The sequence below is a fragment of the Brevundimonas sp. genome (assembly GCF_019636155.1).
Lineage (GTDB): Bacteria > Pseudomonadota > Alphaproteobacteria > Caulobacterales > Caulobacteraceae > Brevundimonas.
In genome coordinates this window covers 50388-72506 of sequence record NZ_JAHBYB010000001.1, presented here as the reverse complement: position 1 = coordinate 72506, position 22119 = coordinate 50388, and the positions used below count along the sequence as shown (strand labels likewise).

The 22119-nt window shown below is 71.4% G+C and carries 26 protein-coding genes and 1 tRNA gene; 13 read left to right on the top strand and 14 right to left on the bottom strand.

Annotated features, from left to right (window positions below; all coding sequences use genetic code 11):
- Positions 1 to 5: 5 nt before the first annotated feature.
- Entirely contained in the window at positions 6 to 1571 is a 1566-nt protein-coding gene (locus KF910_RS00420) for an exopolysaccharide biosynthesis polyprenyl glycosylphosphotransferase (protein ID WP_292257765.1), read from the bottom strand.
- 124 nt (positions 1572 to 1695) lie between these two features.
- Between KF910_RS00420 and KF910_RS00415 the strand changes: the two genes are divergently transcribed.
- Positions 1696 to 1787, top strand: a tRNA-Ser gene (locus tag KF910_RS00415).
- Positions 1788 to 1812: 25 nt separating this feature from the next.
- Here KF910_RS00415 and KF910_RS00410 read toward each other — a convergent pair.
- Positions 1813 to 2022: a DUF2945 domain-containing protein gene (locus KF910_RS00410; protein ID WP_292257763.1), complete on the bottom strand. Its 210-nt coding sequence runs from the start codon at positions 2020 to 2022 to the stop codon at positions 1813 to 1815.
- Between the two features lie 88 nt (positions 2023 to 2110).
- Between KF910_RS00410 and KF910_RS00405 the strand changes: the two genes are divergently transcribed.
- The 3 genes from KF910_RS00405 to KF910_RS00395 all read left to right on the top strand — a co-directional run bounded on the left by KF910_RS00405 (position 2111) and on the right by KF910_RS00395 (position 4521).
- Positions 2111 to 2770 carry a hypothetical protein gene (locus KF910_RS00405; RefSeq protein ID WP_292257761.1) on the top strand — a complete coding sequence of 220 codons (660 nt, stop codon included), beginning with the start codon at positions 2111 to 2113 and terminating at the stop codon, positions 2768 to 2770.
- 77 nt (positions 2771 to 2847) lie between these two features.
- The gene (locus KF910_RS00400) at positions 2848 to 3153 is read left to right on the top strand and encodes an SCP2 sterol-binding domain-containing protein (protein WP_292257759.1); all 306 of its coding nucleotides are present in this window, start codon (positions 2848 to 2850) and stop codon (positions 3151 to 3153) included.
- 141 nt (positions 3154 to 3294) lie between these two features.
- Positions 3295 to 4521: an acyl-CoA dehydrogenase family protein gene (locus KF910_RS00395; RefSeq protein WP_292257757.1), complete on the top strand. Its 1227-nt coding sequence runs from the start codon at positions 3295 to 3297 to the stop codon at positions 4519 to 4521.
- Positions 4522 to 4543: 22 nt separating this feature from the next.
- On the opposite strand, the gene KF910_RS00390 is transcribed toward KF910_RS00395, so the two are convergent.
- On the bottom strand, positions 4544 to 4795 hold the full coding sequence (locus KF910_RS00390) for a general stress protein (protein ID WP_292257755.1): 252 nt from the start codon (positions 4793 to 4795) through the stop codon (positions 4544 to 4546).
- 113 nt (positions 4796 to 4908) lie between these two features.
- Positions 4909 to 5073, bottom strand: a complete 165-nt coding sequence (locus KF910_RS00385) for a hypothetical protein (RefSeq protein WP_292257753.1) — start codon at positions 5071 to 5073, stop codon at positions 4909 to 4911.
- Positions 5074 to 5202: 129 nt separating this feature from the next.
- Here KF910_RS00385 and KF910_RS00380 point away from each other — a divergent pair, with 129 nt between their 5' ends.
- Complete coding sequence (locus KF910_RS00380; protein WP_292257751.1) at positions 5203 to 5499, top strand: hypothetical protein; 297 nt, start codon at positions 5203 to 5205, stop codon at positions 5497 to 5499.
- 66 nt (positions 5500 to 5565) lie between these two features.
- Here KF910_RS00380 and KF910_RS00375 read toward each other — a convergent pair whose 3' ends face one another.
- A complete protein-coding gene (locus tag KF910_RS00375; RefSeq protein WP_292257749.1) occupies positions 5566 to 7170 on the bottom strand; it encodes an amino acid permease in 1605 nt (534 codons plus the stop codon).
- Between the two features lie 145 nt (positions 7171 to 7315).
- On the opposite strand from KF910_RS00375, the gene hrpB reads away from it, so the two are divergent.
- Positions 7316 to 9766 carry an ATP-dependent helicase HrpB gene (gene hrpB, locus KF910_RS00370; protein ID WP_292257747.1) on the top strand — a complete coding sequence of 817 codons (2451 nt, stop codon included), beginning with the start codon at positions 7316 to 7318 and terminating at the stop codon, positions 9764 to 9766.
- Here hrpB and KF910_RS00365 read toward each other — a convergent pair whose 3' ends face one another.
- Genes KF910_RS00365 through KF910_RS00355 form a run of 3 tightly spaced genes read right to left on the bottom strand, consistent with a single transcriptional unit; the run spans position 9767 to position 12917 of the window.
- Positions 9767 to 10555, bottom strand: a complete 789-nt coding sequence (locus tag KF910_RS00365) for a TrmH family RNA methyltransferase (RefSeq protein WP_292257745.1) — start codon at positions 10553 to 10555, stop codon at positions 9767 to 9769.
- A complete protein-coding gene (locus KF910_RS00360) occupies positions 10555 to 11484 on the bottom strand; it encodes a class I SAM-dependent methyltransferase (RefSeq protein ID WP_292257743.1) in 930 nt (309 codons plus the stop codon). The genes KF910_RS00365 and KF910_RS00360 overlap by 1 nt, the downstream gene beginning before the upstream one ends.
- Before the next feature lie 17 nt (positions 11485 to 11501).
- On the bottom strand, positions 11502 to 12917 hold the full coding sequence (locus KF910_RS00355) for a glycosyltransferase family 2 protein (RefSeq protein ID WP_292257742.1): 1416 nt from the start codon (positions 12915 to 12917) through the stop codon (positions 11502 to 11504).
- Between the two features lie 109 nt (positions 12918 to 13026).
- Here KF910_RS00355 and KF910_RS00350 point away from each other — a divergent pair, with 109 nt between their 5' ends.
- The 4 genes from KF910_RS00350 to KF910_RS00335 are packed head-to-tail and all read left to right on the top strand — an operon-like array spanning position 13027 to position 16179.
- A complete protein-coding gene (locus KF910_RS00350; RefSeq protein ID WP_292257739.1) occupies positions 13027 to 13656 on the top strand; it encodes a TetR/AcrR family transcriptional regulator in 630 nt (209 codons plus the stop codon).
- A 17-nt stretch (positions 13657 to 13673) separates the two neighbouring features.
- Positions 13674 to 14447 carry an ABC transporter substrate-binding protein gene (locus KF910_RS00345; protein ID WP_292258510.1) on the top strand — a complete coding sequence of 258 codons (774 nt, stop codon included), beginning with the start codon at positions 13674 to 13676 and terminating at the stop codon, positions 14445 to 14447.
- Entirely contained in the window at positions 14444 to 15430 is a 987-nt protein-coding gene (locus KF910_RS00340; RefSeq protein WP_292257738.1) for a FecCD family ABC transporter permease, read from the top strand. The genes KF910_RS00345 and KF910_RS00340 overlap by 4 nt, the downstream gene beginning before the upstream one ends.
- Positions 15427 to 16179 (top strand): ABC transporter ATP-binding protein, encoded by a 753-nt coding sequence (locus tag KF910_RS00335; protein WP_292257736.1) that lies wholly within the window; start codon positions 15427 to 15429, stop codon positions 16177 to 16179. Before KF910_RS00340 ends, KF910_RS00335 begins: the two co-directional genes overlap by 4 nt.
- Here KF910_RS00335 and KF910_RS00330 read toward each other — a convergent pair whose 3' ends face one another.
- From KF910_RS00330 to KF910_RS00305, 6 genes are all read right to left on the bottom strand, one after another.
- A complete protein-coding gene (locus KF910_RS00330) occupies positions 16180 to 16647 on the bottom strand; it encodes a chemotaxis protein CheE (RefSeq protein ID WP_292257734.1) in 468 nt (155 codons plus the stop codon).
- A complete protein-coding gene (locus KF910_RS00325; RefSeq protein WP_292257732.1) occupies positions 16644 to 17231 on the bottom strand; it encodes a response regulator in 588 nt (195 codons plus the stop codon). Before KF910_RS00325 ends, KF910_RS00330 begins: the two co-directional genes overlap by 4 nt.
- Positions 17232 to 17299: 68 nt before the next feature.
- Positions 17300 to 18250 carry an acetyl-CoA carboxylase carboxyltransferase subunit alpha gene (locus KF910_RS00320; protein ID WP_292257730.1) on the bottom strand — a complete coding sequence of 317 codons (951 nt, stop codon included), beginning with the start codon at positions 18248 to 18250 and terminating at the stop codon, positions 17300 to 17302.
- An 85-nt stretch (positions 18251 to 18335) separates the two neighbouring features.
- Complete coding sequence (locus KF910_RS00315; protein WP_292257728.1) at positions 18336 to 18530, bottom strand: type II toxin-antitoxin system HicA family toxin; 195 nt, start codon at positions 18528 to 18530, stop codon at positions 18336 to 18338.
- 97 nt (positions 18531 to 18627) lie between these two features.
- The gene (locus KF910_RS00310; protein WP_292257726.1) at positions 18628 to 18852 is read right to left on the bottom strand and encodes a DUF1902 domain-containing protein; all 225 of its coding nucleotides are present in this window, start codon (positions 18850 to 18852) and stop codon (positions 18628 to 18630) included.
- Positions 18853 to 18869: 17 nt separating this feature from the next.
- Positions 18870 to 19766 (bottom strand): tyrosine recombinase, encoded by an 897-nt coding sequence (locus KF910_RS00305; RefSeq protein ID WP_292257724.1) that lies wholly within the window; start codon positions 19764 to 19766, stop codon positions 18870 to 18872.
- 92 nt (positions 19767 to 19858) lie between these two features.
- Here KF910_RS00305 and KF910_RS00300 point away from each other — a divergent pair, with 92 nt between their 5' ends.
- From KF910_RS00300 to KF910_RS00290, 3 genes are read left to right on the top strand one after another with little or no spacing between them, the layout of a single operon-like run.
- Complete coding sequence (locus tag KF910_RS00300) at positions 19859 to 20425, top strand: shikimate kinase (protein ID WP_292257722.1); 567 nt, start codon at positions 19859 to 19861, stop codon at positions 20423 to 20425.
- Complete coding sequence (gene aroB / locus KF910_RS00295) at positions 20422 to 21525, top strand: 3-dehydroquinate synthase (RefSeq protein ID WP_292257720.1); 1104 nt, start codon at positions 20422 to 20424, stop codon at positions 21523 to 21525. The genes KF910_RS00300 and aroB overlap by 4 nt, the downstream gene beginning before the upstream one ends.
- Positions 21522 to 22109 carry a GNAT family N-acetyltransferase gene (locus KF910_RS00290; protein WP_292257718.1) on the top strand — a complete coding sequence of 196 codons (588 nt, stop codon included), beginning with the start codon at positions 21522 to 21524 and terminating at the stop codon, positions 22107 to 22109. Before aroB ends, KF910_RS00290 begins: the two co-directional genes overlap by 4 nt.
- The last annotated feature ends 10 nt before the right edge of the window (positions 22110 to 22119 follow it).

Below are 22119 nucleotides of genomic sequence, written 5' to 3'. Positions count from 1 at the left end.
CCGCCTCAGCGCACGGCCATGCGGTCACCCAGCAGGACCGGGACGGTGACCAGCATGATCCAGAGATCGAGCCAGAAGGACTGGCGCTCGATATATTCGACGTCCAGCTGGACCCGGCGGCGCACGTCGGCGGCGGTGTGCAGCGGCCCGCGCGACCCCTTGATGGCGGCCCAGCCGGTCATGCCCGGCTTGATCCGGTGACGATGGGCGTAGTCGGCGACCATCCGGGCCGACTCCACCTGGCCGGTCTTCATGCCGATGGCGTGGGGACGGGGCCCGACCAGGGACATCTCGCCGCGCACGACGTTCAGCAACTGGGGCAGTTCATCCAGGCTGGTGGCGCGCAGGAACCGGCCCAGGCGGGTGACGCGGTCGTCATCGGCCGTGACCTGGCGGCTGGCGCTGGCGTCGGCGGCCTCGTGGCGCATGGTGCGGAATTTCCACACCACGATCTCTTCGTGGTTGAAGCCGTGGCGGCGCTGGCGGAACAGGGCCGGGCCGGGGCTGTCCAGCCGCACGAACAGGGCGATCAGGGCCAGGACGGGCGCCAGCAGGACCAGGGCGGTCAGGCCCAGGGCCAGGTCCTGAAGCCGCTTGTGAAAGGCCTTGCGGTCCGGATCGACCGGGCCGTCCAGGCTGGCCAGGGGCGTGCGCACCAGCCGCTCCAGGGCCGCATCCCGCTCGTCCGCCCCATGCGGATCGACCAGAAGGGTGACCGGATTGGGCAGGATGGCCAGGCGGCGGGTCAGGTCGCGCACCCGCGCCTCGGCCCGGGGATCGATGGCCAGGACGATGCGGTCGACATAGGGGGTCAGCCGGTGGCTGAGCAGGTCTTCGGCGCGGCCCAGGACGGGCACGCCCGACACCGCCTGGGGCGAACGCGCCAGCCGGTCGTCGAAGACGCCCAGGATGTTCAGGTCGCGCCGCTTCAGCGCCTCATGGATCAGGGCCTCGGCGTGGCGGGTGGCGCCGACAATGACCAGGTTCGGCGTCAGGGCGCCCGAGGCGCGCCAGCGCCCGACCCCCTCTCGCCACAACATGTGCAGGGCGTAGAGGCCCAAAAGGGTCAGGGCCGACCAGACCAGGGCGGCGGCGACCGTGGCCGCGCCCGGCGCCAGAAGGGCCGTCAGCCCGGTGGCCAGGACGCCGCCCAAGGCGGCGCAGGCCGAGACCTTGGCCAGATGCAACCCCAGGCCCTCGTCCCGGCCGAAACGATAGAGGTCCAGCCGCCGCAACAGCCACAGGACCGCCGCGGCTCCGACCAGATAGGGCAGGCCCTGGGCCAGGGGCGCCTGCAGAAGGCCGCTGGGCGCCGCGGCCCAGGCGCAGGCCAGGGCCAGGCCGAAGACCAGGGCGGCGTCGGCGGCGCGGAAATAATGGGGGGCCAGGCGGGCCGCCCCGCGCTGGCGCGCATTCAGCCAGACATCGGGCCGGAAGGGGCCGCGCCGGGCCGCGCCGTCGGCGGGCGCCGTCTCCAGCCGATGGGCGGCATAGGCCTGAAGCGCCGGCGCCCCGGCCGTCGCGGGCGCGGCCTGGGCCGTGGACGGCAGGCGGGACAGGGAGTCGGCCATGGAGTTCCGGATCGCGACAGGTCCCGCAAACCCTGCCCGAGCGGCCTCTAGATCGCGTTAACGCGGTCCCGGCCACAGAAGCGATTGCGCCCGGCCCCCGCCTCCGCTATCCACGCCGCCTGCCGGAGACGTGGCCGAGTGGCTGAAGGCAACGGTTTGCTAAATCGTCGTACCCTGTAAGGGGTACCGAGGGTTCGAATCCCTCCGTCTCCGCCAGACCTTCTGAAATATGGCTTCCGTATCAGACCGGCTTCAGCGCGCCGCCCTTGTGGGCCGCGATGTGATCGGTCTTGTCGCTCTTGATTTCGTACTGGGGGTCGTCTTCGGAGGCGCGGTGGGTGTGCCCCTTGTAGTCGAAATCGCGGGTGTGGACCTTGATGATCCGACCCGACACATGGCCCGCCTCGGAATTCCAGCGGACATGGTCGCCGACCTTGAATCTCTTCGTCATCCTTGACCTCCTGAGTGGATAATCAGGCGGGCCGCGCTTCGTTCCGCGCGGCCTTGATCTTGTCACCGGGCGGGGGCCTGATGCCGGCATGGCGCGGTTCGATGTCGAACAGATGAGGCGGCGGCTGATCGACGGGATCGGCAAGGCGCGCGACGCGGTCGGCCGGGTCGGGCCGCGCACGCGGATCGGCCTGCTGGCGGCCGGGGGACTGACCGTGGCGGGACTGGCCCTGGCGGGGATCGCGGGCGGCGGGTCGTCAGCCCCTGGCGACGACGGCCAACGCATCCGGATCGAGATCGTCCAGCCGGAGGAGCCGATGCTGATCTCCGGGCCGGTGATGGAGGTCGGGGTGCTGGTGGATGCCTTCGACCCGGCCGCCCTGCCGCCGGCCCGTGCATCGGCGGATATGCCGGTCGAGGATTTTGGCGATGCAAAGGGGACGGAGGCGGATCGACCGCCCGACAGCGTCCTGCGCCGTCTGTCCAGCGCCATGCGCCAGGCCCTGCCGCATTCCGACACCCCGCCCGCGGCGCCGCGCATCCGGCGCGACGATCGGTCCTATGGGTTCGACCAGCCCGGGCCGGACTGGCGCGCCGAGCGTGAGGCGCGGCGCGCGCAACGCGACCGGATCGAGGCCGAGCGCGACATGCGCCGCCAGATGGAGGCCGAGCGGCGGGCGTCGCGCGACATGCGTCAGAGGATGGACGGGCCCTGGGAGACTGACCCCGGCGCGCCCCTGGCCGACTGAGCTTTCCCCGACGTGATCTTGGCGCCGGGGCGGCGTGGGGCTAGGTCGGAGGTCCAACCTTTCAGGAGACATCTCCCATGGTCGATCTGGCCCAAGTGACTGAACGCATCCGCGCCGCCGTGGGCGACGACGCCGGCCTCGGCAAGACCGTCAAGCTGGACCTCGGCGACATCGGCAAGATCTTCATCGACGGCGCCTCCAGCCCCAATTCGGTGACCAATGAGGACAAGCCGGCCGACGCCACGGTGTCGATCTCGTGGGACGACTTCCTGGCCCTGTCCCAGGGGCAGCTGGATCCCATGATGGCCTTCATGCAGGGCAAGCTGAAGATCGCCGGCGACATGATGCTGGCCCAGAAGCTGGCCCCGCTGCTGAAGCGATAAGTCACGATCCTCCCCCTTGGGGGAGGTGGCGCGGCGCGGTTCGCGTCGTGACGGAGGGGGCTTGCCGCGAGCGCCGGGGATGGGGTCGGCCCCCACCACCGCTTCGCGGTCCCCCTTCCCCGATGGGGGAGGAGTTCGACCATGGATTTCCAGCACAGCGACAAGGCTCTTCACTGGCAGGAGCGGCTTCAGCGCTTTCTGGACGAGGCGGTGGTCCCTCGTGAGGCCGAATACTGGGCTCAGGTGAAGCAGGACCCCGCGCGCCAGCCGCCCGTGATGGAGGCCATGAAGGCCGAGGCGCGCGCCGCCGGACTGTGGAACATGTTCCTGCCGGGCGACAGTTCCCATGAGAATGGGGGCGCGGGCCTGACCAATCTGGAATACGCCCCCCTGGCCGAGATGATGGGGCGGCGGCTGTGGTCGGCCGAGGTGTTCAACTGCAACGCCCCGGACACCGGCAACATGGAGGTGCTGCACCTCTATGGGAACGCGGCCCAGCAGGCGCGCTGGCTGGCGCCGCTGATGGCGGGGGAGATCCGGTCCGCCTTCCTGATGACCGAGCCGGCGGTGGCCAGTTCGGACGCCACCAATATCGAGACCCGGATCGTCCGCGACGGCGACCACTATGTGATCAACGGCCGCAAATGGTGGTCGACCAACATGGCGCATCCGAACGTCGCCATGACCATCGTCATGGGCAAGACCGACCCTGAGGCCGCCACCCACGCCCAGCAGTCGCAGATCATCGTGCCGGTGGATGCGCCCGGTTTCCGCGTCGAGCGGATGCTGTCGGTGTTCGGTTATGATGAACGGCCGATCGGCCATGCCGAGGTGGTGCTGGAGAACGTCCGCGTGCCGGTCGAGAACCTGATCGCGGGCGAGGGACGGGGGTTCGAGATCGCCCAGGGCCGCCTGGGGCCGGGCCGCATCCACCACTGCATGCGGGTGATCGGGGCGGCGGAACGGGCGCTGGAGCTGATGTGCCAGAGGCTGCTGAGCCGCACCGCCTTCCGCAAGGCGGTGGCCGAGCATTCGGTGTGGGAACAGAGGGTGGCCGAGGCGCGCACCAATATCGAAATGTGCCGCCTGCTGGTGCTGAAGGCCGCCTGGATGATGGACGTGGCCGGCGCCAAGAACGCGCGCTCGGAGATCGCCCAGATCAAGGTGGCGGCGCCGAAGATGGCGCTTCAGGTCATCGACGACGCCATCCAGGCCTTCGGCGGGGCGGGGGTGTCGGGCGACTTCCCCCTGGCCGAGATGTACGCCGGGGTGCGGACCCTTCGCATCGCCGACGGACCGGACGAGGTGCACAATCGCACCATCGCCCGGCTGGAATACGCCAGGCACGGCGGACGGCCGGTTCGCTGAAAACCGGCCGCCGTCGCCGGGTTCAGATCGGGGGCAGTCGCGTCGGCGAGGCCGGGGTCTCATCCTGAGCGCGGCCGTTGCGCGAGCCGTGCGAGGCCTCACCCCCCTTGCGGCCGGCCTGGGCGGCCAGGTTGCGATCCTGGGAGAAGCTGCGCTTTTCGCTGGGAACGCTGGCGCCGCCCTTGCGGGCGATCTCGCGTTGGCGCTCGGGGTCCATGGAGGCGAAACCGCGCTTGGACACGCCCGATGCGCGGGTGGTCTGACCTTCAGCCATCTTGGGCTCCTTTCGTGACGAGGCGGGTTGCTGGTCTGAACCCCGACGAATGCCTGAGGTTCCGGCCGCTTGGCCGAATACTGACGGTTCGGAAGACTTGACCATGGGACGAATCAGCGGCGGTCGTGCGGACGCGAATCGCCGGGTCCGCCGCCGCCGGGCTGGAGCGGCGGGACTTCCTGGGGCGTCTCGGCGGGGGTGATTTCCGGCGTCTTGGCCGGAGACGGATCGACCTCGGGCTGGGGCGTTCCGGGAGGTGTCGGTTCGACATAGGTCATGGGGCGTCTCCTTGTTCGATAGGGAAACGCCGCCACGCCGGGGCCGATCCCGGCTGCGACGCCGCGGCGCCAGGAACCCGGCGCCGGCCATGGGGGTTGTCAGCCGCGAACCCCCATCGGAGCCTCCAGATGAGCCAGACCTACGCCGCAACACCTGTCGCCGACGACATCGTGGACGACGCCTTCGACCGGCCCAGCGCGGCGCTGGATCATGCCGCGGATCGTATCCTGCTGGAGGACGCCGCGGCCGCGCGCCGACAGGTCGCCTCGGTGCGCCAGGCGGTGCGCGAGGATCTGGCGCAGGGGCGTCACTGGGGGCGCGAGCGCTTGGTCCGGACGCGCCGGGCCATCGAGGCCGAGCCGCAGCGGGCGGCCCTCTACGCCCTGGGCGCCGGCCTGCTGCTGGGCCTGTTGATGCGGCGCTGAGGCGGAATGAAAAAGGGCCCCGGAGAGCGATCTCCGGGGCCCTTGATCATTGTCCGGTCGGACCGATCAGCCGTTGTCCTCGCCCGGCGTCGAGGCGCCCGGCATGGGGGGAACGGGTTGTTGCGGCGCATCCGGATCCAGCTCCGGCACATCGACAATGCCGCGGCCGACGTGGCTCTTGCGGATGCCGTACAGGAAGTAGATCACCAGGCCGATGCCGCCCCAGATCGGCAGCACCATCTTGGCGTCGTGCGGCAGGTTCCAGAACAGGAAGGCGCAGCCCAGGGCCGACAAGGGGGCGAACAGCCATACCAGCGGCGTCTTGAACGGACGACGACGGTTGGGGTCCTTCACCCGCAGGATCAGCACCGCCAGCGACACCATGAAGAAGGCGAACAGGGTGCCCGAGTTCGAGATGTCGGCCAGCTGACCGACGGGGAACAGGGCCCCCGCGATGGCCACGGCGATACCGGTGAACAGGGTCACGATGTGCGGGGTCTTCCACTTGGGGTGGACCTTGGAGAAGGCCTCCGGCAGCAGGCCGTCGCGCGCCATCACGAAGAAGATGCGGGTCTGGCCGAAGATCATCATCAGGATGACCGACGGCAGGGCCAGCATGGCGGCGGTGCCCAGGGCGTTGCCGACGGCCGGATAGTTGATCTCGCGCAGAACGTGGGCCAGGGCCTCGTTCGAGCAGACCAGACGGTTGGCGTTCTCGGCCAGGGCGCAGGCGGCGACGAAGCCCGGCGAACCCGGCTGAACCGCCGAGCCGTCCAGGCCGACGACCGGCTGGGCGCCGATGGCGCCGATCGCCCCGATGGCGACGAACAGATAGAAGATGGTGCAGATGGCCAGCGAGCCGATCAGGCCGATCGGCACATTGCGCTGCGGGTTCTTGGTCTCTTCCGCCGCCGTCGAGACGGCGTCGAAGCCGACATAGGCGAAGAAGATCGAGGCCGCGGCGCCGACGATGCCCATGCCCGACGACGAACCGAACAGGCCGTTGGGGGCGAAGGGCGTGAAGTTGTCGGCGTTGATGATCGGCAGGGTCAGGGCGATGAAGGCGGTCAGGGCGGCGACCTTGATCGCCACCAGGATGGCGTTCACGCGCGCCGATTCCGTCGTGCCGATCATCAGCAGCATGGTCACGGCCAGGGCCACGATGATCGCGGGGACGTTGATGACGCCCACCGAGAAGTCCGGCGAGGGAATCCAGCCGTTCATGCTCCACGCCGGGCCGGCCTGAAGCATGTCTGGCCAGTCGAAGCCCAGGGCGTTCTCGATCAGCCCCAGCACATAGCCGGACCAGCCCACCGACACGGCCGAGGCCGCCACGGCGTATTCAAGGATCAGCGCCCAGCCGACCGTCCAGGCCAGAAGTTCGCCCATCACGGCGTAGGTATAGGTGTAGGCCGAGCCGGAAACCGGCGCCATCGAGGCCAGTTCCGAATAGCAAAGCGCCGCGACGGCGCAGACGGCGCCGGCGATGACGAAGCTCCACATCATGCCCGGGCCCGCCTTCTGAGCCGCCGCGGCGGTCAGGACGAAGATGCCGGTGCCGATGATCGCCCCGACGCCCAGCAGCGTCAGCTGCACAGGCCCCAGCGAGCGATGAAGCGATTTCTTTTCAGCCGTGGCCAAGATCGCGTCTAGCGATTTAACGCGCCACATGGGTGCCCTCCCGATAAAACCAGCGGCCAGCGCCGCTTCGCGCGCGACGCTAGCGGCGTGAACGGCCATGCGCAACGCGGTTTCCGTTCGGTGAAGAGACGACGACGCTTTCGTGGACCGGCCCGTTGCGGCTAGAGCGCAGGCGATGCTGCCGATCCACGCCGTCCTTGAAGATCTGAAATCCATTGTCGCGGACCACCCGGCGACGGTGCTGGCCGCGCCGCCGGGCGCGGGCAAGACGACTGTGGTTCCCCTGGCCCTGCTGGAGCAGCCGTGGCGGGGCGACGGCCGCATCCTGGTGCTGGAGCCCCGCCGGCTGGCGGCGCGGGCGGCGGCGGAACGGATGGCCCGGACCCTGGGCCAGGCGCCGGGGGATGTGGTCGGCTATCGCACCCGGCTGCAGAGCCGGATCGGACCCCGGACGCGGATCGAGGTGATCACCGAGGGGGTCTTCACCCGGATGATCCTGGACGACCCGGGCCTGGACGGGGTGGCGGCGGTCCTGTTCGACGAATTCCACGAACGCAGCCTGGACGCCGACCTGGGCCTGGCCCTGGCGCGGGACAGTCAGGCGGTGTTGCGCGAGGACCTGAAGATCCTGGTCATGTCGGCGACCCTGGACATCGCCGGGGTGTCCCGCCTGCTGGCCCAGACCGACGGGACGCCGGCGCCGGTGGTGGAGGCGCAGGGCCGCGCCTTTCCGGTTCAGACGCGATACCTGGGCCGCGATCCGGCCGTGCGGATCGAAGACGCCGTGGCCCGCGCCTGCCTGACGGCCCTGGGCGAAGAGACCGGCTCGATCCTGGCCTTCCTTCCGGGGCAGGGTGAGATTAACCGTGTTCGTCAACGGTTGATGGAACGGCTGCGCGACCCGGAGGTGGAGGTGGTCGCCCTGTACGCCGCCCTGGACAGGGCCGAGCAGGACCGGGCGGTGGAGCCGGCGGCGCCGGGGCGTCGCAAGGTGGTGCTGGCGACCTCGGTGGCCGAAACCAGCCTGACCATCGAGGGGGTGCGGGTGGTGATCGATTCCGGCCTGTCGCGCGTGCCCCGGTTCGATCCGGCCAGCGGCCTGACGCGCCTGGCCACGGTGCGGGTCAGTCGGTCTTCGGCCGAACAGAGGCGGGGCCGGGCCGGCCGCGTTGAACCCGGCGTCTGCTATCGCCTGTGGGACGAGGAACAGAGCCGGGGTCTGGTCCCGCACCAGAGGCCGGAGATGCTGGAGGCCGACCTGACCGGCCTGGCACTGGACCTGGCGCGATGGGGGGCGACCTCGGCCGAGGGGTTGGCCCTTCTGGACCCGCCGCCGGCCGGCGCCTTCGCCGAGGCGCGCAAGGTGCTGGGGCGGCTGGGAGCGCTGGACGGCGAGGGCAGGCTGACGGCGCACGGGCGTCGGCTGGCGGGCCTGCCCCTGGCGCCGCGGCTGGCGCATCTGGTCGCCGCGGCCTCGGACGCCGGGGACGCCCGGATGGGCGCGCGGATCGCGGCGGTGCTGTCGGAACCGGGTCTGGGCGGGAGCGCCGTCGATCTGGAGGATCGGCTGAAGGGGCTGGCGCGTGACCGCTCGCCGCGCGGGCGGGAGGCCTCGGCCCTGATCGACCGCTGGAGCCGGGCCGCGGGCGGCGGGAGGGGGGCGGCGGCCGACCCCGGCGGCCTGCTGGCCCAGGCCTTCCCCGAGCGGATCGCCCGCGCGCGCGGCAAGGCGGGAGAGGTGCTGCTGGCCTCCGGGCGCGGCGCCCACCTGGACCCGCACGACCCCCTGGCCCGCGAACCCTGGCTGGCGGTCGCGGAACTGGGCGGGGGCGAGCAGAAGGACCGCATCCGCCTGGCCGCGCGGCTGGACGCCGGGATGTTCGACGGCGAACTGGCCCACCTGGTCGTCGAGGAGGATCGGCTGGCGCGCGAGCCTTCGGGGCGGCTGAGCCTGCGCCGGCTGCGGCGGATCGGGGCCCTGACCCTGGCCGAAAAGATCATCGGGGCGCCGGATCGGGCGGCCGTGACGGCGGCGCTGAAGGCCGAGTTCGCGGCCCGGGGCCTGGGGGCGCTGAAATGGGGCGAGCGGGCCTCGGCCCTGCGGGCGCGGCTGGCCTTCCTGCACGCCCTCGATCCCGACTGGCCGGATATGTCGGACAAGGGGCTGGCCGCCTCGGCCGAGACCTGGCTGCATCCGGCGCTGGACGGGGTCGACGCCCTGTCGGCCGTCGGCGATGGGGCGCTGGAGCAGGGGCTGCGCACCCTGATCCCCTGGGACCGGCAGCGGGCGCTGGACACCCTGGCGCCCGCCCGGCTGGAGACCCCCCTGGGCAGCGCCGCCATCGACTATGCCGCCGAGGGCGGGCCCCGCGTCGATATACGGGTGCAGGAGCTGTTCGGAGTGAAAACCCATCCGATGGTCGGCGGCGGACGGGTTCCCCTGACCCTGGCCCTCCTGTCGCCGGCGCGGCGACCGGTGCAGGTGACGAAGGACCTGCCGGGCTTCTGGGCCGGATCGTGGGCGGCGGTCAGAAGCGAGATGCGCGGCCGCTATCCGCGCCACCCCTGGCCCGAAGACCCCGCCAACGCCGACGCCACCACCCGCGCCAAACCGCGCGGGACCTGATCACTCCGTCAGGGCGTAGGCCATGATCCCGGTGGCGATGGCCAGGTTCAGGCTGTCGGCGCGGCCGCGCATGGGGATCTTCACATTGATGTCGCAGGCGGCGGCCAGGCGGTCGGTCAGGCCCGCCTGCTCATTGCCCATCAACAGCAGGGCGGGGCGGATCACGGCGCCGTCGCGGTAACCAGCCGTGGCGTCCAGCCGGGTGCCGATCACGCTGCCCGGCCAGCGCGCTCGCCAGGCCAGGAATTCGTCGGATGAGGCGCGGCTGATGGTGACGGCGAAGACCGAGCCCATGGTGGCGCGCACCGCCTCGACCGAGAACGGGTCCACGCAGTCGTCGATCAGGATCACCCCGCCGCATCCGGCCGCGTCGGCGGTGCGGATGATGGTGCCCAGATTGCCCGGATCGCGCACCTGCTCCAGCGCGATCCAGCAGGGAGCGGCGGCCGGGTCGATGGCGTCCAGCGGCGTATAGGTCTGGCGGAACACGCCCAGCACGGTCTGGGGGTTATCGCGGCGGCTGATCTTTTCCAGGATGGCGTGGGTGACGGTGACGATGCGCCCGCCCGCCGCGCGCGTTTGCGCCCTCGCCCGATCCAGCAGCGGGTGCGGACGCGCGTCCTGGCCGACCAGCAGCATCTGCGGCGTCTGTTTCAGATCGAGGGCTTCGCCGATGAATTTGAGCCCTTCGGCCAGGAACAGGCCGGTGGCCTCACGCTCCTTCTTGGCATGCAGGGCGCGCACCGACTTGACCGTGTCATTGGTCAGGGAGGTGATGACCGCGTCCATCAGGCGCTCCATCGTGCGAAGAAGGACAGGCCGATGGCGCGCGCGTCCGGCCCGTCTTCCGACAGCGCCAGTTCGCCCCAGTCGATGCGCCCGCCGCGATCGGGCAGGGCCTCAGCCATCAGATGCGCCAGCGACAGGCCCGAGATGCGCGCCGCATAGGCGTTCAGCAACAGGAAGTCCGCATCATCGCCCAGCAGGGCGGCGCAGTCCTTCAGCAGGCCCGGCAGGTCTTCGAACAGCCGCCACACCTCGCCGGTCGGGCCGCGACCGTATTTGGGCGGGTCCAGCACGATGCCGTGGTATTTCGAGCCGCGCCGCACCTCGCGCGCCACATATTTGCGGGCGTCTTCCACGATCCAGCGGATGGGGGCGTCCTGAAGCCCCGACTGGGCCGCGTTCTCGCGGGCGTAGGTGACCGACTTCTTCGACGCATCGACGTGGGTGACCTCGGCACCCGCCGCCGCCAGGGCCAGGCTGGCCACGCCGGTATAGCCGAACAGGTTCAGGATGCGCGGGCGCACCTTGCTTGCGCTATCGCCCGTAGGGCTGCTTGAGCGCGAGAGTTTCCGCACCCGAGCATCCATCCAGGCCCAGTTGGCGGCCTGTTCCGGAAAGAAGGCCAGGTGGCGGAAGGGGGTGAACCGACCCGTGAACCGCACGTCGTTCCAGGCCAGGGGAAAGGCGTCCAGCGCCGTGCCCGAGAACCGCCAGCGGCCGTCGTCCTCCTCGCCGGTGGGGTCGAACACGGCGTCGGCCTGGTCGAAGGCGGCCGGGTCGCGCGGGGTCCAGAAGCATTGAGGCTCGGGCCGCACCACGGTGAACCGGCCATACCGCTCCAGCTTGCGCCCGTCGCCGCTGTCCAGCAGGGCGTAGTCGGGCCAGGCGCGGGTGACCAGGGTCTCGGGACTGGGCGACAGGAGGGGAGCCATGGCCGGCTGATAGGCGCTCAGGCCGCCCGACGTCCAGTGGCCGGCGCCGCCGTGTCCTCGATGACCGCGGGCCGATCGGGCAGGTGCGGGGTCTTGTCCCAGGCGTGCGGCTCGGTCGCCAGCCGCCAGACCGCATGGACGAAGGCCAGGGTCAGCATGGACCAGTAGGCCGGCGCCGCCAGCATGTCGAAAGGCCCATAGGGAATGTTGGCCCGCCGGGCGCCGACCCAGGTGACGATCCAGGCGGAGACGGCCCCGGTGCACAGGACGCCGATGGCCATGGCCGGCGTTGCCGGCGACACCTTGGCCGTGACGGCCAGCATCAGGGCCGAGACCAGCCAGGCGATGGCCGGGGCGTGCGCCAGGGCCGACAGCAGGCTCATGCCCAGGGTGACGCCAAGGGAGGCGAAGCCGCGCCAGCCCAGTTCGGACGGCCGCCGGGTATGGACGCCCCAGGTCTGCATGAAGCCCTTCAACCACCGCGTCCTCTGCGGCAGCCAGGCGCGGACGCCGCCGGGCGGGGTCTCATAGGTGGGCCGCGCGATGACTCCCGAGCGCCAGCCCGCGCGCCACAGGCGGAAACCCAGGTCCGCGTCCTCGGTGACGTTGAAGCCGTCCCAGCCGCCGACCTCGCGCAGGGCCTGGGCCCGCAGATGGTTGGAGGTGCCGCCCAGCGGAAACGGCAGGCCCAGGGCCGCCATGCCCGGCAGGACCACCTCGAACAGGGCGGCGTATTCGGCCGCGAACTGGCGGTCAACGAAGGGCGACGGCTCGGCGGTCTTGTGCTTGCGGCGGATGCGCAGCGGCGCCTGGACCGCGCCCAGGCCGGGATCATCGGCGAACCGCCGGGCCGCCTCGCGCAGCTGCAGCGGGTCGGGGTCGTCCTCGGCGTCATAGATGGTGACCAGGTCCCCGGTCGACAGGGCCAGGGCGTGGTTCAGGGCTCGGGGCTTGGTGCGGGGATGGCCTTCCGGAACCAGCAGCAGACGCAGCCACTGGGGCCGGGGCGTGGCGCGGGCGGCGGCGATGGTGGCTTCGTCGTCGGCCTCCAGCACCAGGAAGCCCTCCAGCCGTTCGGGTGGATAGTCGATCTGGGACAGGCGCTCGACCAGCTGGGGCAGGACCTCGGCTTCGTCGTGCAGGGCGCACAGGACAGTGTAGCGCGGCCAGGTTCCGGGATCTGCGCCCTGGCGCGGCGGGCGCGCGCTGAGGCCCATCAGCAGCAGGCGCCAGGCGGCGGCCAGCAGGAACAGGGCCTGGACGCCCACCACCAGACAGGCGACGGCGCCGGCGGGCGCGGCGATCAGGGCGCCGACCAGCAGCACCGTCAAGGCGGCCGCGACCATGGCCTGGCCCGGCGTGGCGCCCAGGCGCGCGGCGCTGTCCTCGAACGCCGGCCCCAGCCGCGCGATATTCGGCGTTTCGCCCCCCATGGGCCCAGCAATAGATGTTTCTGACAGACGAGCAACGCGGGGCGCGGTTGGCGCGGCCGGGCGAATGCCGCTATGGAGACCCCGCCGTCTGGCGCGGAGTGCCTGCCCCTTGACCGATACCGCACCGATCCGGAGCCGCGTCCGCAAGCCCAAGGGCGAGGGCCATTCGCGCCGCGCCGAGATCCTGGCGGCGGCCGAGCGCATCTTTGTCGAGCATGGCTATGAGGGGGCGACGATCCGCAAGATCGCGGACGAGGTCGGCCTGTCGTCCACCGCCCTCTACATGCATTTCCCGGACAAGGGCGCGATCCTGCACGAGATCTGCCGCGCCGCCTTCGAGGCCCTGACCGAGGCCACCCGCAACCTGATCGGCGAGGACGCGCCGCCGGAACAGCGGCTGCGGGCCATGATCGAGGGCTATGTCCGGTTCGGCTTCGACAATCCCAACGCCTATCGCCTGGTCTATATGACGCGGCCGCTGGAGGCCCGCGACGGGGCCCAGACGGCGGCCCAGGAGGTCGGCTACAGCCTGTTTTCCGCCTTCCAGGCGGTGGTGGACGAGGCGGCGGCGGCGGGACGTCTGAAGGCCGAGCCCCGGGCGGCGGCCCAGGCGATCTGGGCGGGGGGGCATGGGGTCGTCTCCCTGATGATCACCAAGCCCTATTTCGACTGGGTCGAGCGCGAGCGCCTGACCCGCACCCTGCTGGACGCCCTGTTCGAAGGCCTGCTGGTCTCGTGAGGCCGGTCGCGGGGGCGATGGCGGCGGCCGTGATCGTTTCGGCCGGCGCGGCCGAGGCTCGGCCCCTGAAGATCATGGCCCTGGACCAGTGCGCCGACCAGTATGTCCTGGCCCTGGCGCCGGACGCCGACCTGGCCCTGTCGCCCCGCGCGGACGATCCGGACGCCTGGCTGCGGGCCGAGGCGAAGGGGCGTCTCAGGATGCGGCCGACCCTGGAGGCGGCGGTGCGGTTCCAGCCGGACGTGGTGGTGCGCTACTGGGGCGGAGAGCCGCGCCTTCTGGCCGCGCTGGAGCGGCGCGGCGCGCGGGTCCTGACGATCGCGGACGCCGCGGATTTCGATGGGGTCCGGGACAATGTGCGGGCGGTGGCCGAGGGGCTGGATCAGCCGGAACGCGGCGCGCGCCTGCTGGCCCATATGGACCGGCGGCTGGCCTCGGCCCGGCCCATGCGGGCCAGGGGATCGGCCCTCTATCTGACCACGGGCGGCTTCACCGCCGGGACCGGGACGCTGATCGACGCCGTTCTGAGGGCGGCGGGATACGCCAACGCCGCCCCGTCCCCAGGCTTCGGGGCCGTCAGCGTGGAGCGGATCGCCCTGGTCCCGCCGGCGCGGTTCGTACTGGGCTTCTTCGAACAGGTGCGGGCCGACTGGCGCGGAGCCGGGCGCCATCCGGTGGTGCGGCGCGCGGCCCGGTGGCGGACGGCGGCGCGTCTGCCTGGCGCGGTCCTGGCCTGTCCCGCCTGGTTCGCGGCCGACGCGGCGGCCATGCTGGCGGAGCAGGACCGATGAGGACGCCCGGACTGATCCTGGGTCTGGCATTGGCCCTGGGCGTCGCCCTGGTTCTGGCCGTCCTGCTGGGCGAGACGATGCTGAGCCCCGCCCAATGGGTCCAGGCCTTGCGCGATCCGACTTCCGGGCCGGGCGAGGTGCTGTGGGCCGTGCGGGCGCCGCGCGTCGTCTGCGCCCTGGGCGTCGGGGCCGCCCTGGGGCTGGCGGGGGCGGTGATGCAGGGGCTGCTGAGGAACCCCCTCGCCGACCCGGGGGTGCTGGGGGTGTCGGCGACGGCCGCTCTGGGCGCGGCCCTGGCCATCGTCGCCGGGGCGGCGGGCCTGGCGGGGGCGGTCGAGATGTCGGCCCTGGGCGGGGCGGCCGTGGGCGGACTGATGCTGGTGGCCTTCGCCGCGCGGGTCCGGCAGCCGGAGGCCCTGATCCTGTTCGGGGTGGCCCTGTCCAGTTTCGCGGGCGCCCTGACCGCCCTGGTGTTCAATCTGTCGCCCTCGCCGATCGCCATGGCCGAGGTGATGAGCTGGCTGCTGGGCTCGGTGCAGAACCGGAGCTGGATCGACGTGCTGTGGATCGCGCCGCCCCTGGCCCTGTCGGCGGTGCTGGCGGCCCTGGCCGCACCGGGCCTGAGGATGCTGACCCTGGGCGAGGAGACGGCCGCGACCTCGGGCTTGGCCATGACGCGCCTGCGTATCCTGGCCCTGGTCGGGGCCAGTCTGGCGACGGGGGCGGCGGTGGCGGCGGCAGGGGTGATCGGCTTCGTCGGGTTGGCGGCGCCCCATCTGGTGCGACGGGCGGTGCGGGGCGATCCGGGACGGCTGCTGGCGCCCTCGGCCCTGGCGGGAGCGCTGATGCTGGTGGGCGCGGACCTGCTGGCGCGGATGACGCCGACGGACCAGGAACTGAAGCTGGGGGTGTTCACCGCCCTGGTGGGGGCGCCCCTGTTCGCCCTGATCGCCTGGCGCGCGGCGCGGGAGTGGCGGCTGTGAGCCTGGTGACGTTGAGCGGCGCCGTGGCGCGGATGGGCGGGCGGCCGGTGCTGGACGGCGTCGGCCTGCGGCTGGAGGCGGGCGAGCTGGTGGCCCTGTGCGGCCCGAACGGGGCGGGCAAGACCAGCGCCCTGCGCGCGGCCCTGGGCCTGCTGCGGCTGGATCAGGGCATGGCCCGGCTGGGCGGAGAGGATCTGGCGCGGCTGGACAGCCGGGCGCGGGCGGAACGGGCGGCCTATCTGCCGCAGGAAAGGCGCATCGCCTGGAACCTGCCGGTAATCGAGGCCGCGGCCCTGGGCGCCCCTTTCCTGACCGGGGCGGCCGCCCTGGACGCCGCGCGGGCGGCGCTGGAGGAGGTGGGGGCGGCCCATCTGGCCGAGCGCGGGGTGGCGGACCTGTCGGGGGGCGAGAGGGCGCGGGTGCTTCTGGCGCGCGCCTTGGCCAGCCCGGCGCCGGCCCTGCTGGCTGACGAGCCGGCGGCGGGGCTGGACCCGGACGCACGGCTTCTGGTGATGGACCGGCTGAGGGCGCGGGCGGATGCGGGGCGCGGGGTCCTGGTCAGCCTGCACGACCTGGGGCTGGCGGGTCGATACGCGGAGCGGGTGGTGATCATGGCCGGCGGGCGCGTCTTGGCCGACGGACCGCCGATGCAGGCGCTCGGCCCCGAGATCCTGGCGCGGGCCTTCGGTCTGGCGGCCGTCTGGGTGGAGGGGCCCGACGGTCCCCTGCTGTCGACCCGCCGGGCCTGATCAGACGCCCAGCTTGTGCACCAGCACCTGGTTCAGGTGTTCGGTCACGGCCTTGCGCTGGGCCGTCGCCTCGGCCGGCAGGCTCATCAGCAGGCGCATCGACTGGGCGTGGACGGTGACGATGCGCCAGTCCATGTCGCCGTCCTCTCCGGCCGCGTCCAGCAGGTCGCACAGTCCCTTGGCGGCGGCGCACAGGTCCTGCATGTCGAACATGCCCGAGGCGTCGATCACCTCGCTGGACAGGCGATAGGCCTCGATCCGAGCCGGCAGGGCGTCTTCGGCCGTCTGGGGCGCCGGCAAGGCGTTCAGGCTGTCGATCCGTTCGGCGATGATGGCCAGGCCGCGATCCTTCATTCCTTCGAGATTGGCCTGGGCCTGGCGTTTCGCGACCCCGACGCTGATGCCGCCGGCCTGGTCGATCATGGTCGAGAGGCGGGACTTGCGGGCTATGGTGCGGACCACGGTCATGTCGGGTCTCCTTTGGCCTGGGTCTCGGCGGCGCGAGCGGCTTCCATCTCGGCCTGGCGGATGCGGTCGGCGCGGCGCTCGACGCCGTTCGGCGCATCGCCCCGGCGGAAGCGGCGGTCGGGTCCGAAATAGTCGCCGACTTCCAGGAAGGGGCGGCCGTCGCGCGCGGTCCAGACGATCCGCTCCAGCAGGGTGGTGGCGCTGAACGGCTTGGTCAGCAGGAAGTTGGCCCCGCAGTCGCGCACCCGGTTCAGCTTGTCCTTGCGGACGTGGGCGCCGGTCATGATGACAGGAACGAAGGCGTTGGGATCCAGGCCCGAGCGGCGCAGCCAATGCACTAGCTCCAGTCCGTCGATGTCCGGCATCTCCACATCGACCAGCAGCAGGTCGATGGCGTGGTCCTTCAGTATCTCCATGGCCTCGGCCGCACTGTGGCAGGGCCAACGGGTCTGGATGCCGAAGCCCATCAGGGCCTGGGTGGTCAGCTCCAGCGAGAAGGGGGCGTCGTCCACGACCATGGTCACGGCCGAGCCCAGATTGACCACGGCGCTGTCGCGCAGGCCCTCAAGCAGGGGCGTCAGCATGATCGGGCCCGGCGAATCCGTGACATGGGGCGACGGTCGCCCAACCTCATGGACAGGGCGTTAACGCCTCAGGCGGCGGCGCCGATGGCGTAGAACCGGTCGGCCCGCGCCTTGCGGATCTGGTCGGGGCTCAGGCCCGTCAGGGCGTCCAACTCCTCGGCCAGGACGTCGCCGACGGTGGCGATGGCCGCCTCGCGGTCCGCATGGGCGCCGCCCACCGGCTCCTCGATCAGGCGGTCGACGATCTTCAGCCCGATCAGGTCCGGCCCGGTGATCTTCATGGCCATGGCGGCGTCCTTTGCGCGCGCCCCGTCGCGCCACAGGATGCCGGCCGCGCCTTCCGGCGAGATGACCGAATAGATGGAATGCTCCAGCATCAGCACCCGGCTGGCCGCCGCAATCGCAATGGCGCCGCCCGATCCGCCCTCGCCCGTGATGGTGGCGATGGAGGGCGTACCCAGGGTCAGGGCCCGTTCGGTCGAGCGGGCGATGGCCTCGGCCTGGCCCCGCTCTTCGGCGCCCAGGCCCGGATATGCGCCGGCGGTGTCCACGAAGGTCAGGACCGGCAGGCCGTAGTGTTCGGCCATGTCCATCAGCCGGACCGCCTTGCGATAGCCCTCGGGCCGGGCCATGCCGAAATTGTGCGTCAGCCGGGTGGCGGTGTCATGGCCCTTCTCGTGGCCCATGATCATGACGGGCCGGCCCCGGAACCGCGCCAGCCCGCCCAGAATGGCCTGGTCGTCGCCGAACTGACGGTCGCCGTGCAGTTCGGTGAAGTCGGTGAACAGGCCCTCGACATAGTCGACGAAATGCGGCCGCTGGGGGTGGCGCGCCACCTGGGTCTTCATCCAGGGGTCCAGCTGGCCATAGGTCTTCTTGCGCAGCTGCTCGGCCTTCCTGCGCAAGCCCTCGATCTCCGAATCGAACGATCCGGCCGTGGAGGAGAGCAGGCTCAACTCCTCGATCTTGGCCTCGAGGTCGGCGATCGGCTTTTCGAAATCGAGATAGTGCGTGGCCATGAAGGCGTCCGGACAGGGCGGGCGCGAACGCCCATCGGGAGGCGGCGGAACCTAGTGGGCGGAACGCCGGGGGGCAAGCGGAGGTTCAGAAGGCCTTGGGCAGCCCAGCCTGTTTGAGGACTTCATTGGCGGTATGTCGGCTTTTTGATCGCGGCACGAACACGGCGTGCGGATGATCAGGATGCCTCCACTTTTCGTGGCTGCCCTTTGCGTTGCCCACCTTCCTCCATCCTGCTGCATAGAGCAGGTCGGTCAGGTCTGGGTAGAAGTCCTTGGGCATTGCAATGCTCGCGCCGTTAGCCAGCAAAACCTGTCGTCATGCCTCTGCGGCGACAATCCGCCGACTGTTGTCAGGGGGCCGGAAACAACACCCACTCTCAGGCCGCGATGACGTCGAAGCCGCCCGCGGCTTCAAACCGGATCGCCACGGAGCCGAAGATGCCGAGGTTCTCGGCGAGCAGCTCGGAAGCGAAATGGCGGGCAAGAGACTCGAACTCGGTCAATGTCGCGGTCTCGATCACGAGCCCCGGAATGTTCGACTCGCTGCACCAGACGCTCGCCTCGGCGTCCCAGATGGCCTTGACGTAGAAGGGCTGGGTCATTGTCTGAATATGCGCCCTCAGTCGTCGCGCGCCAAGGGATGCTTGGACCGCACGACTTCGCTCAGCCGGTCGGTGGCGACGTGGGTGTAGATCTGGGTGGTGGCGATGTCGGCGTGGCCCAGAAGGGTCTGGACCACGCGCAGGTCGGCGCCGCCTTCCAGCAGATGGGTGGCGAAGGCGTGACGCAGGACGTGGGGGCTGACGCGGGAGGGATCGATTCCGGCCTGTATCGCCGCCTGATCCAGCAGCTGGGCGAAGCGGCGCGGCGTCAGATGGCCCGAGGCGCCGCTGGACGGGAACAGCCAGGGACTGTCCGGGGCCTTGGGCTTTCGCGCGACGTCGCGCACGGCCAGCCAGGCCTGGACGGCGGCGCGGGCGGCGGGGGCCAGGGGAGCCAGACGCTCCTTGCCGCCCTTGCCGCGCACGATCAGGAAGGCCGGGTCGCGGCGGACCGCCTCGACCTTCAGGGCCAGAAGCTCCGACACGCGCAGCCCCGAGGCGTAGGACAGTTCGACCAGGGCCAGCAGGCGCGGTCCCGCCGCCCCGTCGCGCGCCGCCGCGGCGGCCAGCAGCCCTTCGATCTCCTCGCGGGTCAGGACCTTGGGCAGGGGGCGGCCCTGTTTCGGCGCCTCCAGCCGGCGCGAGGGATCGTCGGCGCGCCAGCTTTCGGCCAGGGCGAACCGGTAGAATTGACGCACCGCCGAGCGCCGCCGCGCCGCCGTGGCCGCCGAAAGGCCGCGCCGCGACAGGTCCGCGAACCAGGCCTCCAGGCCCTCCGCATCGGCGCTCATCAGCCCGCCGACGGCGCCGTCGGCGTCGGCCAGGTCCCGGCCATAGGCGGCCAGGGTGTGGGGCGAGGCGTCGCGCTCGACCGCCATCATCTCCAGAAAGGCCTCGATCTGGGGCGTGGTCACCGCTGGCCTGCCGCCGGGCTTGGTGTAGAGGTTAGGGCGATCATGTCCGACCTGGCCGTCAATCCTGTCCGTCGAGCCGAGCGAGCGCGCCGATGAGCCGCGCCGGTCCGGACCCTGCGTCGCGCAGGACCATAGCCCTGGTCGGGCTGATGGGGGTGGGAAAATCGACGGTGGGGCGGCGGCTGGCCCAGAGGCTGGGCATGGCCTTCGTCGATGCCGACGCCGAGATCGAGGAGGCGGCGGGCATGACCGTGGCCGACATCTTCTCGGCCCTGGGCGAGGCGGAGTTCCGGGCTGGAGAAGCCCGCGTCATGCGCCGGCTGCTGGAAGGGCCGGCCATCGTCCTGGCCACCGGCGGCGGCGCCATGCTGAACCCCGAGACGCGGGCGGCCCTGAAGGCCCGCGCCGTCACCGTCTGGATGCGGGCCGATCTGGAGGTGGTGGCCGAGCGGGTGCAGAGGCGAGACACCCGGCCCCTGCTGCGTGGCCGCGATCCCCTGGCGACCCTGACGGCCCTGGCCGAGGCGCGCTATCCGATCTACGCCGAGGCCGATCTGGTGGTCGATGTCGGGACCGGCGCCCACGGCCAGGCGGTGGAGGCGATCCTGCGCAGTCTGCGCCGGCATTCGGCGGCCCCCGATTCGCGAGCCGCCTCATGACCCGCATTCCGGTCGGCGGGGCGGGGTTCCGTGCCTATGACGTTTTGGTCGGGCGCGGGCTGCTGGCCCGGGCGGGCGAACTGTGCGCCCCCTTCGCCCGAGGGCGGGTCGTGGTGGTGACGGACGAGACCGTGGCGGCCCTGCATGGTCCGGCCGTTCTGGGATCGCTGGAGGCTGCCGGATTGAAGGCGCGTCTGGTCGCCGTGCCGCCGGGCGAGGGCTCAAAATCCTTCGCCGAGCTGGAGCGGGTGCTGGACCGGATGCTGGCGGCCGGGCTCGACCGTTCGGACCTGGTGGTGGCCCTGGGCGGAGGGGTGGTCGGCGACCTGGCCGGCCTGGCGGCGGCCCTGTTCATGCGCGGGATCGACTTCGTGCAGGTCCCCACGACCCTGCTGGCCCAGGTCGACAGTTCGGTGGGCGGCAAGACGGCCATCGACACGCCGCGCGGCAAGAATCTGGTCGGCGCCTTCCATCAGCCGCGGTTGGTTATCGCCGACATCGACGCCCTGGCCACCCTGCCGCCGCGCCAGCTGCGCTCCGGCTGGGCCGAGGTGCTGAAGCACGGGCTGATCTGCGACGCCGATCTGTTCGACTGGCTGGGCGGCGAAGGCGCGGCGGGGGCGGCGGGCGATGCGGCCGCGCTGGAGCAGGCCGTGACCCGTTCGGTGCAGATCAAGGCCGAGGTAGTGGGCGACGACGAACGCGAATCCGGCCGCCGGGCCCTGCTGAACCTGGGCCACACCTTCGGCCATGCGCTGGAGGCGGAACTGGGCTTCGGCGAGGCCCTGACCCATGGCGAGGCGGTGGCCGTCGGCTGCGCCATGGCCTTCCGCTTCTCGGCGGCCCAGGGCCTGTGCGATCCAGCCGAGGCCGAGCGGGCCGAGCGGGGGATCGCGGCCGCCGGCCTGCCGACACGCCTTGCCCAGGCCGGAACCTTCGCGGCCGACGCCCTGATCCGGCGGATGGCGGGCGACAAGAAGGCCGAGGGCGGGCGTCTGACCCTGATCCTGGCCCACGGGATCGGCCGCGCCTTCGTGGCCAGGGCCGTCGATGCGGCGGCGGTGCGGGCCTTTCTGATCGCTGAAGGAGCGGCGGGATGAGGCTGGACATCCGCCCGCTTGAAAACCGCTGGGTCCGTCTGGAGCCCTTCGACGAGACGATCAGGGCCGAGACCCGCGCCGCCCTGGACTGCGATCCGGACGCCTGGGACATCATGGTCGGCGCCGCCTATGGCCCGCATTTCGATGGCTGGTGGGCGGCGGCCATGGCGGCGATGGCGGCCGGATCGCGCATTCCCTACGCGGTGCGACGGATGACGGACGGGGCCCTGGTCGGGACGAGCAGCCTTTATGAGATCAACCCGCCCTATCGGCGTTGCGAGATCGGCTCGACCTTCTATCGGCCAGAGGCGCGGGGCGGGGTGGTCAATCCGGCCTGCAAGCGCCTGCTGCTGGCCCATGCCTTCGACGCCGGGGCGGTGCGGGTCGAGATCATCACCGACGCCGTCAATCCGCGGAGCCAGGCGGCGATCCTGAAGCTGGGCGCGACGCCTGAAGGCGTGCTGCGCAAGCACAAGATCACCTGGACCGGCCGGGCACGCGACACGGCGATGTTCGCGATCATCGACGATGAATGGCCGCAGGTGCGCCACCGGCTGGACGAGCGATTGAGCCGCTTCGTCTAGGTTCAACCGA